At 64.9% G+C, this 15,596-nt stretch carries 16 protein-coding genes; 2 read left to right on the top strand and 14 right to left on the bottom strand.

The annotated features are described in order from the left end of the window. Nucleotides 1–61: 61 nt before the first annotated feature. On the bottom strand, nt 62–724 hold the full coding sequence (locus ACODSU_RS04100) for an SOS response-associated peptidase (RefSeq protein WP_488840318.1): 663 nt from the start codon (nt 722–724) through the stop codon (nt 62–64). A gap of 141 nt (nt 725–865) precedes the next feature. Here ACODSU_RS04100 and ACODSU_RS04095 point away from each other — a divergent pair, with 141 nt between their 5' ends. Both ACODSU_RS04095 and ACODSU_RS04090 read left to right on the top strand, forming a co-directional pair. Beyond that, nucleotides 866–1,207: a hypothetical protein gene (locus ACODSU_RS04095; RefSeq protein ID WP_488840316.1), complete on the top strand. Its 342-nt coding sequence runs from the start codon at nt 866–868 to the stop codon at nt 1,205–1,207. Further along, a complete protein-coding gene (locus tag ACODSU_RS04090) occupies nt 1,180–1,407 on the top strand; it encodes a hypothetical protein (protein WP_488840314.1) in 228 nt (75 codons plus the stop codon). The genes ACODSU_RS04095 and ACODSU_RS04090 overlap by 28 nt, the downstream gene beginning before the upstream one ends. Nucleotides 1,408–2,224: 817 nt before the next feature. On the opposite strand, the gene ACODSU_RS04085 is transcribed toward ACODSU_RS04090, so the two are convergent. The 13 genes from ACODSU_RS04085 to ACODSU_RS04025 are packed head-to-tail and all read right to left on the bottom strand — an operon-like array spanning nt 2,225 to nt 15,559. Next, on the bottom strand, nt 2,225–2,521 hold the full coding sequence (locus tag ACODSU_RS04085; protein WP_488840312.1) for a hypothetical protein: 297 nt from the start codon (nt 2,519–2,521) through the stop codon (nt 2,225–2,227). Next, nucleotides 2,518–2,883, bottom strand: a complete 366-nt coding sequence (locus tag ACODSU_RS04080; protein WP_488840310.1) for a hypothetical protein — start codon at nt 2,881–2,883, stop codon at nt 2,518–2,520. Before ACODSU_RS04080 ends, ACODSU_RS04085 begins: the two co-directional genes overlap by 4 nt. Then, nucleotides 2,880–3,494 (bottom strand): lysozyme, encoded by a 615-nt coding sequence (locus ACODSU_RS04075; RefSeq protein ID WP_488840308.1) that lies wholly within the window; start codon nt 3,492–3,494, stop codon nt 2,880–2,882. Before ACODSU_RS04075 ends, ACODSU_RS04080 begins: the two co-directional genes overlap by 4 nt. Beyond that, on the bottom strand, nt 3,491–3,808 hold the full coding sequence (locus ACODSU_RS04070; protein WP_488840306.1) for a hypothetical protein: 318 nt from the start codon (nt 3,806–3,808) through the stop codon (nt 3,491–3,493). The genes ACODSU_RS04075 and ACODSU_RS04070 overlap by 4 nt, the downstream gene beginning before the upstream one ends. A 40-nt stretch (nt 3,809–3,848) precedes the next feature. Beyond that, nucleotides 3,849–4,070 carry a hypothetical protein gene (locus ACODSU_RS04065; protein WP_488840304.1) on the bottom strand — a complete coding sequence of 74 codons (222 nt, stop codon included), beginning with the start codon at nt 4,068–4,070 and terminating at the stop codon, nt 3,849–3,851. Further along, nucleotides 4,063–5,955 carry a hypothetical protein gene (locus tag ACODSU_RS04060; protein ID WP_488840302.1) on the bottom strand — a complete coding sequence of 631 codons (1,893 nt, stop codon included), beginning with the start codon at nt 5,953–5,955 and terminating at the stop codon, nt 4,063–4,065. Before ACODSU_RS04060 ends, ACODSU_RS04065 begins: the two co-directional genes overlap by 8 nt. A gap of 10 nt (nt 5,956–5,965) precedes the next feature. Then, nucleotides 5,966–6,400 (bottom strand): hypothetical protein, encoded by a 435-nt coding sequence (locus ACODSU_RS04055; protein ID WP_488840300.1) that lies wholly within the window; start codon nt 6,398–6,400, stop codon nt 5,966–5,968. After that, entirely contained in the window at nt 6,397–7,209 is an 813-nt protein-coding gene (locus ACODSU_RS04050) for a hypothetical protein (RefSeq protein WP_488840299.1), read from the bottom strand. The genes ACODSU_RS04055 and ACODSU_RS04050 overlap by 4 nt, the downstream gene beginning before the upstream one ends. Then, nucleotides 7,209–8,372 (bottom strand): hypothetical protein, encoded by a 1,164-nt coding sequence (locus ACODSU_RS04045; protein WP_488840297.1) that lies wholly within the window; start codon nt 8,370–8,372, stop codon nt 7,209–7,211. Before ACODSU_RS04045 ends, ACODSU_RS04050 begins: the two co-directional genes overlap by 1 nt. A 9-nt stretch (nt 8,373–8,381) precedes the next feature. Next, nucleotides 8,382–10,286, bottom strand: a complete 1,905-nt coding sequence (locus tag ACODSU_RS04040; RefSeq protein ID WP_488840295.1) for a hypothetical protein — start codon at nt 10,284–10,286, stop codon at nt 8,382–8,384. 18 nt (nt 10,287–10,304) lie between these two features. Continuing rightward, complete coding sequence (locus ACODSU_RS04035) at nt 10,305–12,311, bottom strand: hypothetical protein (RefSeq protein WP_488840293.1); 2,007 nt, start codon at nt 12,309–12,311, stop codon at nt 10,305–10,307. Nucleotides 12,312–12,314: 3 nt separating this feature from the next. Next, nucleotides 12,315–12,713, bottom strand: a complete 399-nt coding sequence (locus ACODSU_RS04030; protein ID WP_488840291.1) for a hypothetical protein — start codon at nt 12,711–12,713, stop codon at nt 12,315–12,317. 5 nt (nt 12,714–12,718) lie between these two features. After that, complete coding sequence (locus tag ACODSU_RS04025) at nt 12,719–15,559, bottom strand: phage tail tape measure protein (protein WP_488840289.1); 2,841 nt, start codon at nt 15,557–15,559, stop codon at nt 12,719–12,721. Nucleotides 15,560–15,596: the final 37 nt, after the last annotated feature.

Here is a 15,596-nt window from a genome sequence, read left to right as displayed (position 1 = left end):
TTTGTCTTTTAAATCAAGCGCTTACCAGTTTCACGATTTGGCATGTAGCACTGATGCAGCCTCACGCTACCGGCGCTGCGTCAAAAACACCCACCGGCGCGAGCCGCAGAAGCTCAGCTGCCTCCTGCTGAGTACCAGCCAGCCACTGGTCATAGTCCGCCGGCTCGATAGGAATCACGCTGCGCTTGTCCTGCTTGTCGGCGGCCAGCTTAGGGTCTGGCTTGTGCATCCTGCGCATCAGCGGGTGGGCGTCGGCGTTGATGGTCAGCATGGTGTAGCTTTCATGCACCTCGCCCGTGGCCTTGTCGGCCCACGTGTTCCACAGGCCTGCCAGACCCCAAGGGCGACCATCGGCGCGACGGAATCGCCACCACACGTTTTTGCCTGACTCCCAATTGGGCTCATCGAAGTCAGCCGCAGGGACGATGCAGCGCTGCCCGCGCGCCCAGGGCTGTTTGTAGCTGGCCTTGGCCGCCAGCTCTTCGCTGCGGGCGTTGTTGGTCTGGTAGGGCAGTCTGGCCTCTTTGGCAAACCAGGGGATCAGGCCCCATTGCCCCACCACCAGCTCGCGGGAGTACGCAGGATCGTCATGGGCGCGACGCAGAAACGGCCCCTGCCCCCTGGGGAACAACACCGCGTCCCACCATCGCGTGGGGTTGCGGCTTCCGATAGCCCATTCGCGTTCAATCCCTGCCAAGGCTGGAGGGGTGTAGCGATTGCACATGCCAACACTGTACACCCGACAACCAAAAAGCTGTATATTTACACAGTGTTATGCGAAGTCATCCCCCTCCGATCCCAAGGCCTACGCCTGCGCCCCGACGAATGGCCCGAGCCATCGCGTGGGCTGCTGCGCATGAGTCACATGTCCCACGATCAGTGCGCGGCGAGGCGCACCGTGCGGCGCGTGGATCTGCTAGGTGAATGGGTGTCGCACCCGATCACCCTGATGCTTCTTTTTGAGCCGGAGTTTGTGGATGTGGTGGGCGACGGCTTTCTGCTGCGGGGGCATATCGTTGACTCCAGCAGCGGGCGGAGCTACGAACACGAACAGCTGTGGCTGGTGCGGCCGTGCAGCGATGCGGCGGCGCCACCGCTGCCGAGGTTTGATGCACGGAAATGGATGAAGAAGCTGCCGGTGGAAGAGCGCACCGGCAAAGAACCCTCAGTGAGTGAGCAATGGCACAAGACCCACATCAAGACCTGATCCCCTACCCCACTCTGCTGCGCACACCAACTTGGTATGGCGGCATGCCCGACGAGCTGGTGCTGCCGCTGGAGGCTGCGGCCTACCTGGTCGAGCAGGTGGAGCCCGACCGCTGGACGGTGACCGTGAAGCACACGGGCGAGATGCTGTACCGAGGGATTGGGCCGGTGGAGGTCATCGAATCGCCGGCGCCGTTCTAGCCCCCAAAACTCCCGCCAACCTATTCGCGCCAGGTGTTGCACCAAAGCAGCATGTATGTGTTTTTAAACAGCATTGCAAAGCCTTGAATACAAAGGCTTTCAGAAGCAATCTCTCCCGCAGGGCGCGCCAACAAAGGGCCATTCATACGCGCATCAGCGCAGACGCGGCCCCCAAGCGGGCATACCCTGTAGATCCATGCCCAGATAGCAGAAGATAGCAACAAATTGCAGCGGTACACTACCGGTAGTGCCTTGAACCTGCTCGGCACACCATTTATAGTGTGCACAGACCAAACGAAAAAGCCACGGCTGGAACCGTGGCTTGATCGCCCAACCTGTTTCCAAGCCGGGTAGGGGCAGATCAAAAAAGATCTCTTCCTCACAGCTGCGATCTTGCCATGATTTGTGTTGGTCTTGCTTGGTTTTTTGTTATTACCGCTCTACGGAGCATAGGAAACCTAGCCATGGCATCAAGCCCAAAATCCAACGAACAGACCTCTGCAAAAGTTGCATCCGCAGCCAGCAAGATCCTCAGCAACCCGAAGAGCACACCAGCTCAAAAGTCGGTAGCGGCATCCGCACTGACGCAAGCGCCAAATAAGACAAAGCCAAAGTAATTTGCTTGGCATCAAAAGCCCTCGGCGCAATCCGAGGGCTTTTTTATTGGTTCAATCAACGCGAGGCGGCGGCCCGTCATCCCGGCGCGGGATGGCTTGCCGCTGCGCCCGCTCCTGCAGCTCCCTGGCCAGCTCGCGCTGGTCTCGGCGCTGGCGTTGGGCGAGCTGGCGGACCACCTTGGCAGTGCGGGCTGGCTGCATCACTGGGCCTTTGGCGATGGCGCGGCTTCCAGGGGCGCCGTGCACGCAGCCAGCGCAGTACGCAGCAGGCCCTCGTAACCCTCGCGGCGCTCGATCTCTGCCTGGGCGGCCTGGGTGAACTGGTCCACAGTCGCCCCAGGCCGCAAAGCCTCGGTGGGCATGACTGGGCGGGCGGGTTCTTTCTCTTGGCAGGCCACAGGCACGGCCACGTTCACGCGCTGGATTTCCACACGATTCCCAGCCGTGCCGCACGCCGACAAAGCGCAAGCAGCTATCAATGCAATAGCGGTTTTCATGGCTTCGCCCTCCCCTTGAGCCAGTCATCCACCCGGGCCTGCGCGCTGGCGCACGCGTCGCCAGGTACCGGCGCGGGCGTGGACAAGATCACATCGGCCCGCTGGTTGTGGCCCTGCGCAGCGCTGGCTGCAGCCGCACGGGCAGGCGCGGCCACGATGTAGCGGCGGTCTGCCAGCTTGCGCAGATCGTCCACAGACGCAGAGCACTCGCTGGCCACCTGGCGGATGCCGTCGCGCTGGCTTTGCATGGCGCGCAGGTCAGCCTGGGCGGTAGCGGTGTCATCGCGCTGCCCCAGGTAGACCCAGCCCAGCAGGCCATTGGCGGCCAGGCTGATCAGGATGAGGATGTGCAGCGGGCTCATGGTTGCGCCCTCGCGATCAGGCCAGCGCTGAAATGCCCATCCCTGCCCCACTCCGCGCACAGCTCGCGGGTGGCATCGCGGCGGTCCACCAGGCCAGGCAGCACCACCGATTGGCCGTTGACAGTGCCGCGCACCCAGCGGGGCATCTGCTGGCACATGCCCACCAGGTCGCCCGCATTGCCCAGCCGCACCAGCGTCGTGCCGTCAAGCACCGAGGGGCCGAGGTTGTAAACCATGTCGATAAGGCTCACGCGCACCCAGACGTTGTAAGCATCCCAGTGCTTGAGCGCGGCACGGGCCAGGCGCTCGGCCTCGATGTATTTGGGCAGCTCCAGCCGCTTGCAGTCGTCACGCGAGTAGGTGCGGCCAGCCACCACCTCGGGGCCGGTCACGCCGTTGCACACCGTCAGCGGCTGGCCCTTGCCCAGCTTGTCGATGTAGGGTGTGCCGATGTGCCGGCCGCTGCTTTCGTAGTAGCTGCCCAGCTCCATGGCCAACAGCACAGCATTGCTGGGCCGCTGCGCCGCGTAGTGCGTGGCCACGCCCCCAGCGGCGCCCATGGTGATGGCGAGTGCGGCCTGCATGAGCCGCTTGCGGATCGCGTCTTTCATTTGTGCCCTTTCAGTGCTGCCCAGAAGCCCATGCACGCGGTACCAAAGCCGACGATGTAAGCCATGGGTTTTGCCAATTTGCCCAGCCAGTTCAGGACTTTGATGGCGCCTTTGAACGACTGAAACAGCTCCACCAGCTCTGCCGTGTCAGCCTTCACGGCTTTGGTCGCCGTGGTGTTGGTCTCCAGCTCCAGGCGCAACGCTTTTTGCTCTGCCTCCACGCGCGCAAAGCGCACATCGCCATCGTCCAGCCGGGCGTGGATGGTGGCTGCGGTTGCGGGGTCCACCAAGTTACCGAAATCGTCTTGAATCACATTCCCTCCGTCTGGCGTGTTGTTGTGAAATCTGCATGGCTCACGCCTCGCCGGTCACGTACGTGAGCGTGGGCGCCTCGCCCTCGATAACGCCAGCACGCACAAACACGCGCTGGCCTACGGTGCCATCGCCCCGGGCCTGGATCACCCCACCACCTGGCAGCGTGATGAGGGCCACACCCCCAGCGATGGATGTGATTTCCCCCACTTCCAGGGGCTGGTCTGGCATCAGCGCCATGAATTCGCGGTAGGCGTTAGGCATGGGTTTCAACCTCCAGCGTTTGGCGCAGCCGGGGGCGGCTCCAGTCGATGGAGGTGCTGCGCACGATGCCCATCACCGTGGACTCGCCCTGGTAGCGAACGAACTGACCCGGCACGATGACGCCAGACTCAGGCAGCACCTGCATGTTGAGCGTGATGATTTCCTGCCGGCCGGTGTCTGACAGCTCGGCTATGCCGCGCTGGCGGTGCACATCAGGGTGGGTGATGAGCGCGTGGTTGACAGGCGGCGCGATGACGTTGCCCGCTGTGCCCGCCCGCGTGAAGGGGCCAAACACGCCTGCGCCGATACCGCCGATGAAAACGCGGTTGTAGGCGGGCTTGTCGACGTATTCGGTGCCCTCCACCTCGGCCGCGTCGTCGGGGATTTGCACGTATGACGTGACGCTGCCCCACTCCCAAGGCGCCAGGGGGTAGCGCGGCAGCACCCGCAGCGTGGCCGCCGTGTTGTGGGGCTGCACGTACCCACCCGCTGCGCCCGCGATGTCATTGATGGCGTCGATGTAGTTGCCCTGAATGGCCCAGGCGCCAGCAGGCACCAGCCAGTCGTCCAGGCCCCAGTCAATGGTCCAGCCCATGGGCACGCCGTTGACGGTGAGCACGTCGGCCATGAGCTGCTGCGCCGTGCGGTCTGTCGTGTTGCGGAAGGACTGCCGGGGCGCGTCGTCAGACCCCAGCACCGAGGCCTTGCCCCGGCCAGACACCGCCCAGCGCGTTGGGCTGAAACGACGGTCCCGCGACTTGCGCTCCAGCCGCAGGCGGAACTCCACGCCGTTGACGAACACGGCCAGCTCGGGCGGGTCGCCCGCGCTGTCGCGGCCCAGGTGCGGCGCGGCATCTGCATGCAGCGATGCGTTCCAGGCCCACGTCCACGACTGGTAGTCCAGCGACATGTTGAAGCTGTAGGCGTGCAGCTCGGCGCCCGTGTCCACCCGGTGCAGGGTGATGCTGTTGATCACGATATAGGCCCTCCGAACTGGGACAACGATGATTTCGCCCGGCTGCGGCCCCGGCCCATGCCGCTCGCACACGAACACCAGGTTGACCGGCTGGCTGCTGTCTGCCAGCTCGTCAAAGACCAGGTGCGCAGGCAGGCTGGGCACATAGCACGGGTCCGCCGCAGGCGGTTGCACCGGCTTGCTGATGCCTGGCGGGGGCTTGCGGGCCTCCTCGTAGCGCACAGCGATGACGCGCGACAGCGGCACTCCGCGGCCAAAGCTATCGCTGACTGCAGCCTGCAGGCGCTGGCCTTGTTCAAAGCTGCTGCGCACCAGGTGGCGCAGGCGGGTGGCGTCCTCAAACCGCTGGGCCGTGGGAGGCGCTGCCACGGGCAGTGCCTGCTGCATGCGCTGCAGGACGATGCTGCGCAGGCGATCCGCATCCTCAAACCGCTGCAAGGTGGGTGCGCTGCCCACAGGCTGCGCCTGCTGCATTTGCTGGCGCACCAGCGCCCGCAGCTGCTGGGCCTGCTGCCAGCGCGACTGGTGCACGGCGCCCAGGCTGCGCCCGTCTTGCCACGCCACCTGCACAGGGGCATGCACGGGCCTGGCCTGCTCGTAGCGCACCTGCGTGCCGACGCGCAGGGGCTGCGCCTCTTGCCAGCCCGAGCGGACTGTGGAGGCCACGGGGCGCTCCACGTTGACGTCATACAGCGCGCCGATGCGCCCACGCAAACCGGTGATGCTGCCCGCCGCCCGCAGCTTGGCCACAACGCGGGCAACGATGTGCCCGCGCAGGCCGGTGATGGTGCCGCTGGCCAGCAGCTCGACCGCGCCCGGTGGCAGGCCGCTGTCGTCGCCAAAGACGATCTCGACCGGGCCACCTGGTGGGTTGGGTAGCTGGCCAAAGAGCAGATCGGTACTTGCCACACGCTGGCCCTCATGTCAGCGATGTAGTGCCCAGCAGCACCAGGCCACCGGCCTGCAGCAGTGGGCTGGTTTCACCGGGGGGCGTGGCGCCGCCAGCTACCCAGAAGTCGCCGCCGTTGGCTTCGTCCGTCACGCTGCCCTCGGCCACGATGGCGCCCGCACCGTTGACCCACAGGCCCCAGCGCGGCAGGCCCGTAGCGGTGACCAACGTGCCGTCGGGGTTGGCCACGTGCAGCACCAGGGCGCCATCCACGATGGACGCGCACGGCACGGCCAGCACCACCTCGGCCTGGGGTGTGTCGCTCCCTGCGCCGTCCAGCTCGGTGTGCCGCGCGGTGGTGTAAAGCTGGATCTTGCTGGGGCCGGGGCCTGCATCAGCCGCCTCGATGGTGGCCTGCAGCTGGGCCAGAGCTGTCACGGGGCCAACGCGCCAGGTTCCGCTCATGCCAGCACCTCGGGCGTGAGCCGGTTGGCCGCCACTGGTCGGTATGTGCCGTCAGCATCCTCTGCCAGCGTCAGGAACTGCTGATTGACATCGATACCCCGGAACTCAAAGTAGCCCGTGGTCGGGTCGCTCCACGTCTCGCGCACGGGCAGCTTGCTGCGCTGGTGCAGCAGCACTACGCGGGCGTGGGTGGGGGTGTTGGGCGTGCCTTTGGTCTTGGTGGTGCCGTAGATGGTGCCAGCACCACCAAACTCTATGTCGCGCGCACTACTCACCCTCACCCCGCGCGGACATTCATGTCCCGGCACCGGCGCAGATGCCGCCACCTGCGCAGCTGACAAACGAGGCGCCGCGATCGACGCGGCTGCGCTCAGCAGTACGACACCGCTTTCAACCCACGCGCCTTCATGGCGGACACTCACACCGGCGCTGATCCATGTGGCCCCGCTGTCGGTCGAATACTCAAGGCTGACCGCAGATGTGGTCGGAGGGCACTGTGCCGTGCCAATATTGGTCAGCGAGTCGCACCAGATGCGCACGAAGGCCACGTCCACCGCAGCAGGGTGGGCGTAGCCGATCCACGCTGGAAACTGGTTATCAACGTTACACCATCGGCTTCCAGAATTGAGCACTTTGTCAAAGGCTTTGGAAGCTGCAAACGCTGCACTGTATTGCGAGCTGGCAATTGCCGTGCCGCCAACTGACAAGTCGTTGCCCGCCGCATCCAAGAATGCAACCTCGGTGAACACGATCCATGTACCGCCCACAGAGGACTGGACCCGCACACGCCAATGAGTGGCCGACGGCATCAGCGGCTCCAAGGACCAGTCACGTCGATGAACGCCGTGCCCGCAACCACGGCACCATCCGGTGGTGCCGTGCGGATGGCCATCAGCCGACGCCCGGCAAGATCGTCGGTACCGTCCACGATGGCCCCCGTAGCAAACGCACTGCCGCAGTCCTGGACGGGGTGCAGCAAACCAGGCAAGGTGCCCCGGATGCCCAGCGCGTGCAGCTCCAGCACACCGGTCATCAGGCCGTTGTTGGGGCCATTGGGGTACGTGCCGAGCGAATAGCCCGCAGTGCCCGCGTACACGTCTGCCGTGCTGCCGTTGTGGTGCGCGCCAAGGCGCTGCACCGCGATGGACTGCCCGATGGCCGTGTGCGACCGCATCATGTACGCCCCATTGCGCGCGCTGCGGTGCGACCAGCCGCAGCAGCCATCGGGCACCGTGGTCAAAGCCGTCTGGTCGGCCTGGTTGCCGGTGAGCAGATAGCCGTAGGCGTCGCCACTTTTAAGGCTGGCGATATCGCCTGCATACAGCAGCGTGTAGCGGTTCGTGCCCTGGGGGGACACTGCCAGGTAGAAGCCACGCTCATCGGCCACCATGTACCAGGGGCGGGCCGTGCTGTTGGCAGTGCCGCTCTTGGGCCAGAACAGGCCGCCAGAGAGCTGGCTGTCCAGGGGCGTTGGGCCGGTGCCGGTCGATGCGTCGGTCATGGCCTCAAAGGCGCGCACACGGGCGTTGGTTGTGCCGGTGTCGTCAATGCGCAGCACGCAGCCCGTGGCCTCGGGTACGGTGGGTTTGACGCACAGCACATTGGTTAGGGTGCCCGCAAAAAGCTCTTGCCAGCCCACTGCCGCCACCTTGTGCGTGATGGTGCCGGTAGCGGTACCGTCTGCAATGCCGGTGGCATCAAACGTGACGGAGTTGGTGGTGGTGGTGAGGATGCGCTTTTGCCCATTGAGTCCCGTTGGCGTGGCCCCGCCGAACTGCGAAACTGTGCCGATGCGGTACGGGTGCGCCCCAGGAAAAGTGGCAGTGGCAATGCCCGAGGCCACGGTGAGTGTGGCCACAGCACCAGCGCCAAAGCCGTCAACCAGGCAGGCTTTGAACACGGCGCGCAGGGCACCGGCAGTGCCAGAGAGGACGGGTGCACCCGTCATTGCGGAGTCAAACGTATAGATCATGGTGGCGGGTTAGATGACGGGGTTGACGGGTGCGCGGTCGATATCGCCGCGCTCGGTGATTTCAAAGGCGTAGTCGGTGCCGATGGCCTCGCTGGGCTGCGTGGCGCGGATGACCGCCATGGGGTAGTAGGTGCCCACGGTGGGCAAAAACAGCGTGTTGCCCGGCACCCAGCCAGCGCCCCAGCCCGCTGCGGCCAGCGTGAAATAAGGCACGCCAGAAATGGGGTTGATAGGCGCAATGGCAGTGTTGCGGCTGAAGGTGCCCAGGTTGCCGACGTGCTCGCCGATCACCTCCACGTCAGTGCCGCCGGTGAGCACGCGCAGTGCAAAGCGCTCGGTGATGGCGCCTTTGTTGGTGACCACCACCGGGAAGGCCCCGTCGTTGTAAGTCGCTGGCGCTGGGTTGCCGACCGTGACGTCGGACCAGGTGACGCCATCCCAGGTTTGCTGGTCGAACACGGGCAAGGCACGGGCGCGCAGGTTGCCCGCCATGATGGCGCTGCTGACGACGCTACCCACAGGGAAATCGTGCGCCAGTTGCTTGGTGAGCTTGAGCGTGCCGTCAATTTGCACATCAGCCACGCGGGCCATCTGCTCGATGCGGTGCTTGACGGTGACGGGCTGCACCCAGCCAGTGACGTCTGTGACGCTGATGGTGCCTGCATCAAGATCCAGCGCGTAGCCCGTGCGGATGAGCTGGCCATCGGCGCCGATCAGGTACACACGCGACAGGCGCTCGCGGGCGCAGTTGATGGTCTGGCCTGCGGTGTAAGTGGCGGCAGGCACCACGCCGGTGTGGCCGATGACCACATAGGTGCCCACGCGGTAAATGGGCACGCGGCCATCGGGTGGCAGGCGAACTGGGTCCAGGCCGATGATGTCCGCGTCCAGCGGCAGGTAAAGGTACGCCACGCTGTTGTAGCGCAGCGTGGTGGGGTCCACGGGCCAGGGGCGCCAGATTTTGCCCGCCTGCACGGCGCCCACGTCGGCGGGGTCGTACCACCACTCTGCTTTTTGTTCGGCGGTCAGGCTGCTGTCGAGCACAAAGTCGCCAAACATCAGCTCGCCCAGGCCGGTTTGGTAGTCGAACTTGCCCCACATATGGGTGCCGATGAGGTTGCCACTGAGGTCGCCCGTGGCGGTGAGCGCGTTGCCCTCCAGGTCCAGCAGCGTCAGCACCATGCCCGTGGGCTTGATGGGCGCCGCCTGGGTGCGGAAAAAGATGCAGGCGGTGGACCAGGGGATGGCCTGCGTCCACAGGCTCAGCAGCTGGAAGTCGGTGGGGCCGGTGCCGCCCACCACATAGTCGGTCATGAGCGCTGTGCCTGCCGCGTAGCTGATGGTGCCGCTGGCGATGCCGGGGGTGCTGTCGGTGCGGCCCCGGTAGATCACGCCCTCAAAGTCGCTGTACACCTGCCCCATCCACCGAAACTGGACGCTGCCCGGCACGATGCGGTGGTTGGTATAGGGGCACAGGTCAATCTTGACGGAGCTGGGTGTGTAGCTTTGCGTGTGCGGGCGGGGCACGGATGCGCCCACGCGATATCGCGCCACCACCGAGCTGCCCGCCAGCAGCTCTTCGCCCACGCTGGCGGTGCTGTACTGCGCGCCCTTGAGGGCGGTGGTGGTGGTGCCATCGCCCTCCAGCGACTGCCCAAAATCCGTGGGCTGCTCATGGTCGCTTTTGTAGCTCTCGGTGGTGCGCGCATACGTCACCACCTTGAGCTGCACTTGCTTGGTGGTGTAGTTGACGGTGCCCATGCTGCCCAGAAAGCTGCCCGCACCGTTGTCGGTGACGGTGCGCAGGGCGATCAGGCGGCCGTCCTCGGTGGTGGTGCACTCTTCGGTGATGGAGGCGCTGCTGCCCGGGTCGGTGCTGATGGAGATGGGCGCGGGGGTGTAGGTGGTGGTCATGTGCGTGGCTCTCGGGTCTTACGCAGGCAGGCCCCAGGCAGCGCCCCCCAAGGGACTGCCGGAGCTGGGGTAGATCAAGGTGGTCATGCGCACCCAGTTGGCGTCCAGCTCGGTCGGCTGGCCTGCGGGCTCGCGCGTCTGCACCACCAGCATCGGCATGCCTGCGATGGTGAGCGTGTCGCCCACGCGGGTGCCTGCAGGCACGTAGCCTGCAGCGGCTGCGGTGTTCATGGCGTCTGTAGCGGCCACGACGCCCGCGAAGGTGCCCACGGACTCCAGGATCACGTAGCCCGATGTGGCCTGGGGCGTGCCGCCCACGATGATCCCCATGTCCATACGGAAACGCAGCGGCTGGGTATCAGTGGGCTGCACGGGGCCGCCTGGGCCGCCCGGCTTGTCAATCACCACACCACCACCACCGCCGCTGTCAGGCGTGATGGTCTTGACGCCCGTGAGCACGCCACCGCTGGTGTTGCTGGTGGCGCGGGCGGTGGCCCATTGCACTTGCAATGTGCCAGCAGCGGGCTGCTGCGTGAGCCCAAAGGTCACAAAGCCGCCTGCGTCGGGGGTGACGGCGGTGAGGTTGATCAGGTCGGTGACCACGGCATCCAGCTCGCACGCCACCGAGATTTGCGCGCCGGCATCGGGCATGACGGAGGGGCGCAGCAGCACGCTGCGGCTGGGGTAGTCCACCACACCAGTGCCTGCACCCGTCAGCTTGCCGCTGCCGTTGTCTGTGACCGTGCGAATGGTGCCCGCGCTGGGGTATGTGAGCACCAGCGAGCCGGGTACGATGGCATCGTCCACAGCGCTTTCGATGACCCACGCGTATTCAGGCGGGCGCACGGATGCGCCCTGGCTGGTGCGGTTGGTGAATGCCAGCGTCTCCGCCCACTGAATGATGACCGCGCTGCCCACGTCGGGCAGCTCTGGCGTGGTGATGGAGCCGCTACCGGTGTTGTAAATGATCTGGCCGGTGCCGCTGCCAGTGAACGCCCCCGCACCGTCATCCTGCAGCGTGTACCAGGTGCCCAGTGCCATCCAGCTGATGGTGATGGTGCCCGGCGCAGGCAGTGGCTTGAGCATGAACACGTGGTTGTAGCTACGGTTCTCCTGCCCGATCTTGATGCGCTGGGTGTGCGCGGCCACGGGCACCTCTACCCGACGTGGTGTCTCTGCCAGCACGATGCTGCGCGTGGCTGCAGGGCGCTGGTCCAGTGCCGAGGTCTCGGTGCGCGAGTTGGGCACCAGCTGGCTGTAAATGCTGGCCACCCGCACTGCGGTGTCGCCGATGTTGGCCACCGCCGTGGTGGGCGAGGCGCCGTAGTACACCGCCGCATCCGCCACGGTGGTGTCGCGCAGCATGGTTTTGTTGGCCGCGCGGGCAAAGTTGCGGTCAGGCGGCGAGCCTGGGAAGTTGTAGCGCAGCTCGTTGGCAAGGTCTAGCTGGGTGACGCTGGCCTGGTAGTCGATGTAGCTTCCGCCCGAGTTGTAGGTAAAAGTGCGGGTTTCGGTGGTGACCTTGATGACGCGCACGTACTGGATTTGCTGGCTGGGCTGGCCCTCGTTGTAGGTCAGCACCAGCGTGCGGTTGATGTTGGGCGTGGGGGTGCCAGGGCGGTGGAAGACCTGAATGTTTTTTTGCCCGATGACGTGGTTCTCAAAAAGGTAGCCGGACCACTCGCTGCTCTGGATCAGATAGTTGGCAATGGCCGCCGCGATCTCCGTGCGGCGCGCGAACAGGTTGCACTTGGCCAAGGTCACCGACACGTTGGGGTCAGTGGGTGGCATCGACAGGACGAAATTGGCGCCCATGTAGGGCTCTGCGTTGTCGGTCATGACAGCCGCGTGCACCTGCATGACGCTGACGTTGCCGCCTGCGCGGTCGGCCTCGGTAATGTCGCGGAAGATGTGGTTGCTGCCGCCGTAGGGGATGACGTTGCCGGTGGGGCCGCCGCCGCCTTCGGGCACGTCGTCCATGACGCGGGACGCGAGGAGTTTGATATCGCCTTCGAGGATGGCCATGGCTCAGACTTTCAGAAAACGGAAGGTGGGGCGGTAGAACAGCTCGGGCGTGATTTCGCCGTCGAGCAGCTTCCAGATGGGCTGCGCTGAAAACCCGCCCTTGGCGTGGTCAAAAATGACCTGGTGTGTGACACCGCGCAGCACCAGGTCAAGCTGGATGCCCGGCAGCGCAGCCCAGGCCTGCAGGGTGCTGCAAAGGGCGCGGCTGATCCATGCGTTGGTATCGGTGCCCTCCAGCGTGATGGGCTGGCCGCCCTGCTTTTCCGCAACGTCCACCAGTAGTGCACCTCTGGTGCTGTACCCAGTCTCTTGCTCGACCGGGCTCCAGTCGAACTCGTCTGCCCAGTGCAGGCGGTCGCTCAGGGTGGCGGTGGTGCCGCTGTAAGTAAGGGTGATGCTCATAGGGCTTACCGGATGGCCGTGCTTTTGGCCTGGGCCAGCTTGCGCAGCAGGCTTTCATTGCGGGCCTGGCTGATGGGGTCGGCAAAGCGGATTTCTTCGCGGTCTGCCAGGCCGGGGATGGTGATGTTGGAGATGTAGGTGGCGCCGCCACTCTTGGCAGACATGGCCTCTGTCTTACCGCCAGCATTGGCGCCTGCGCCATCACCGCCACCCTGGGCCACAGGCGGGCTGCTGTTCTGCGCTGCCCCGCCAGCAACGTTTTGGCGAGCTTTTTCAATCACCGCCTGGCTGATAGCCTCATTGACGATGGAGAACCAGTCACGGCTGGGGCCGTTGAGACCGTTGGCAGCCGTCACGCCCGTAGGCTTGCCGTTCTGGAAATACTTATCCATTAGGGCAAGCGCCTCCGCCTCGGTCAGCCCCGCACCCTTGGCTGCGTTGAACACAAAATCGCCCGTGGGTGCAGTCATCTGCTGGCGCTGGCCATTGGCGTCGAGCGTGAAGCCATCTTTGTCCACGTTCCAATACTTGCGTTTTGCCTCTGCCGCCTTCTCCAGGGCTGCCGCCTGGCGGGCAAGCAACGCAATTTCACGCTCGGTGTAATCGGCGCTGAGCTTGTAGCGCATGTTCAGCTCGTCAATTGCATCTGCATTGGCCTGGATGGCCTCACGCGATGCCTGCCAACCGCGGGCCATGCGGCCAGTGGCTTCGCCCGTTTTGTTTGCCAATTCCAGCGTCGCCTTGCCCGATTCATCAATGACGATGCGATAGCCACGGGCCGCAGCCTCCGCCTCTACCCAGCTGGGGGCCACGCCCTTGTTGGCTGCGATGGCTTTTTCTGCGGCTACCTTGAAGGCGTTCGCAATGTCCTCGGCGGTGCTGGTCCCGGCGTTTTTGATGGTTTGGTAGTCGCGCTGGGCAGCATCAGCCTGTTGCTTGAGCTGCGCAGCGCTGGAAACACCAAGGCGGCCAAAAGCGGCTTCGATTTGCGCTGCAGCTTCAGCAGCCGCCCGGGCCGCCTCTTTCCCAGCGGGTGCCGTGTCGCGCAGGGCCTTATTGATTTCCTGCAGCTTGGTGGCCGCGCCCTGCAAGTCACCCTTGGCGACAAGGTCCGCATACTCCTGCCGCAACTGGGCAATGGCAGCTCGGTGCTCCTCGGCGGCCTGTTTTGCCACCTGGTCGGCCTGGGCTTTTTTCTGGGCGGCAAGACTTGCTGCTGCTGCGGCCTCCGCAGATTTAGACAGTTCAGCACTCACCTGCTCGACAGTCTTTGACCACGCCTGCGTTGCAGCGCTTGTTGCGCTTACTTCAGCACTTAGCCCGTTGTAGCCTTCACGGGCCAATTCCGCCGCATCCGCGGCCTTCAGCATGGCCTGCTTAGCCTTTTCTCCGAGCGCATCACTGGCTGCCATGGTGGCTTCAGCAGAGAGACGCACCTCAGCCGCAGCAGCCTTAAAGCCTGCAGACAGCTTGCCAAAGGTGACCTTTGCAAAGCCGTCCATGATGGCGGCCAACCCGGTCTGAATGGCGCTAGCCTGGAACGCAAAGGCCTCGCCCAACTTGTAGATGACAGCCAGCACCAAGTTGAACCCGGCGCTCATCACCCCAAAGGTGACTTTGACGATGTTGCCCGCATTGGTAGCGTACTGCCCCACCTGGTCAAACACTTCCCCGGTGCGCGCAGCAAAGCCCTGCAGGTCTGCGACCAGCTTGGTGAAGTCCACAGTACCCAGGAACTCGCGCACCCACTTGATGCCCGCCTGAAACGCTGCGGCAATGGCCTCGCCAAACCGCGTTACCGTGCCATCTGCCACCGCATTTTTGAACGCTGCAGCCAGCTGGTCCACGCCATCCTTGAGCACCGGCAGCACAGGGGTGCCCAGTGCGTTCTTCACGGTCTCCCACACGCTGGCCAAGCCTGTCAGGGACCCGTTGAGGTTGTCCTGCATGACCTTGGCAGTGGCGGCGGCGCTGCCTTCGGCGTTCTTCAGCTTGGCGGTGAGTTCGTCCAGCGCCCCGGTGCCTTGATTCAGCAGAGCGCGCAGCGCGGGGCCTGCCTCCAGGCCCACGGCGTTGATGGCCTTGGAGCCCTGCGGGCCAGCGGCGGCCAGCTGGCGCAGCGCATCTTCAAAGTTGCCGGTGGTGATGCCTGCGGCGGCCAGCTCGTTGCGGAACTGGCTGGCAGGGTTGGCAAACTGGCTCAGGATGGAGTTGAGCGCGGTACCGGCGCGGCTGGCGTCGATGCCTGCATCGGCAAACTTGCCGATGATGGCCACGGTGCTTTCGAGGCTCAGGCCCAGGGTGTTGGCCACTGGCGCGGCGTAGCTGAGCGCCTGGGCCAGGCCGGTCACGCTGGTGTTGGTGGCGTTGGCTCCCAACGCTAGCACGTCGGCCACACGGCCCGCGTCGGTGAACGCCAAGCCCATGCCCATCACGGCTTTGGTGATGAATTCACTGGCCTGGCCCAGGTCTGTGCCACCGGCTGCTGCCAGCTGCAGCACGGCGGGCAACGCCGCCACGGCCTCGTTGGCGTTGAGGCCTGCCTTGGCCAGGTTCTCCAGCGCGCCTGCGGCCTCTACGCTGGTGAATTTGGTATTGGCCCCGGCGTCTTCAGCTGCCTTGCGCAGCTTTTCCATCTCGGCCGCGCTGGCGCCAGTGGCGGCCTGCACGCGGCTCATGCCCTCTTCAAAATTGGCCGCGCCCTTGACCACACCCGCAAAAGCGCTCACACCGAAGTAGGTGGCAATGGCAGCGCCCACCGCCACCACCTTGGACTGCAAGCTGGTGAACACCGAGGACGCGTTGTCCTTGGCGTTGATCAGAATCTCGATGGGTTTGAATGCCACGGGCGGTGCTTTCGGTTGAGGTGGGCAGGCAATGCAG

Source organism: Acidovorax sp. FG48, assembly GCF_057809085.1.
The sequence above is the reverse complement of the archived record's forward strand: the minus strand, read 5'-3'. Positions and strand labels throughout refer to the sequence as shown.

Coding starts and splice junctions, on each gene's coding strand:
- ACODSU_RS04055 (WP_488840300.1), bottom strand. CDS start 6,400: ATGAGCGGAACCTGGCGCGTTGGCCCCGTGACAGCTCTGGCCCAGCTG.
- ACODSU_RS04030 (WP_488840291.1), bottom strand. CDS start 12,713: ATGAGCATCACCCTTACTTACAGCGGCACCACCGCCACCCTGAGCGAC.
- ACODSU_RS04095 (WP_488840316.1), top strand. CDS start 866: ATGTCCCACGATCAGTGCGCGGCGAGGCGCACCGTGCGGCGCGTGGAT.
- ACODSU_RS04090 (WP_488840314.1), top strand. CDS start 1,180: ATGGCACAAGACCCACATCAAGACCTGATCCCCTACCCCACTCTGCTG.
- ACODSU_RS04065 (WP_488840304.1), bottom strand. CDS start 4,070: ATGCCTAACGCCTACCGCGAATTCATGGCGCTGATGCCAGACCAGCCC.
- ACODSU_RS04080 (WP_488840310.1), bottom strand. CDS start 2,883: ATGAGCCCGCTGCACATCCTCATCCTGATCAGCCTGGCCGCCAATGGC.
- ACODSU_RS04035 (WP_488840293.1), bottom strand. CDS start 12,311: ATGGCCATCCTCGAAGGCGATATCAAACTCCTCGCGTCCCGCGTCATG.
- ACODSU_RS04040 (WP_488840295.1), bottom strand. CDS start 10,286: ATGACCACCACCTACACCCCCGCGCCCATCTCCATCAGCACCGACCCG.
- ACODSU_RS04085 (WP_488840312.1), bottom strand. CDS start 2,521: ATGAAAACCGCTATTGCATTGATAGCTGCTTGCGCTTTGTCGGCGTGC.
- ACODSU_RS04100 (WP_488840318.1), bottom strand. CDS start 724: ATGTGCAATCGCTACACCCCTCCAGCCTTGGCAGGGATTGAACGCGAA.
- ACODSU_RS04045 (WP_488840297.1), bottom strand. CDS start 8,372: ATGATCTATACGTTTGACTCCGCAATGACGGGTGCACCCGTCCTCTCT.
- ACODSU_RS04050 (WP_488840299.1), bottom strand. CDS start 7,209: ATGCCGTCGGCCACTCATTGGCGTGTGCGGGTCCAGTCCTCTGTGGGC.
- ACODSU_RS04075 (WP_488840308.1), bottom strand. CDS start 3,494: ATGAAAGACGCGATCCGCAAGCGGCTCATGCAGGCCGCACTCGCCATC.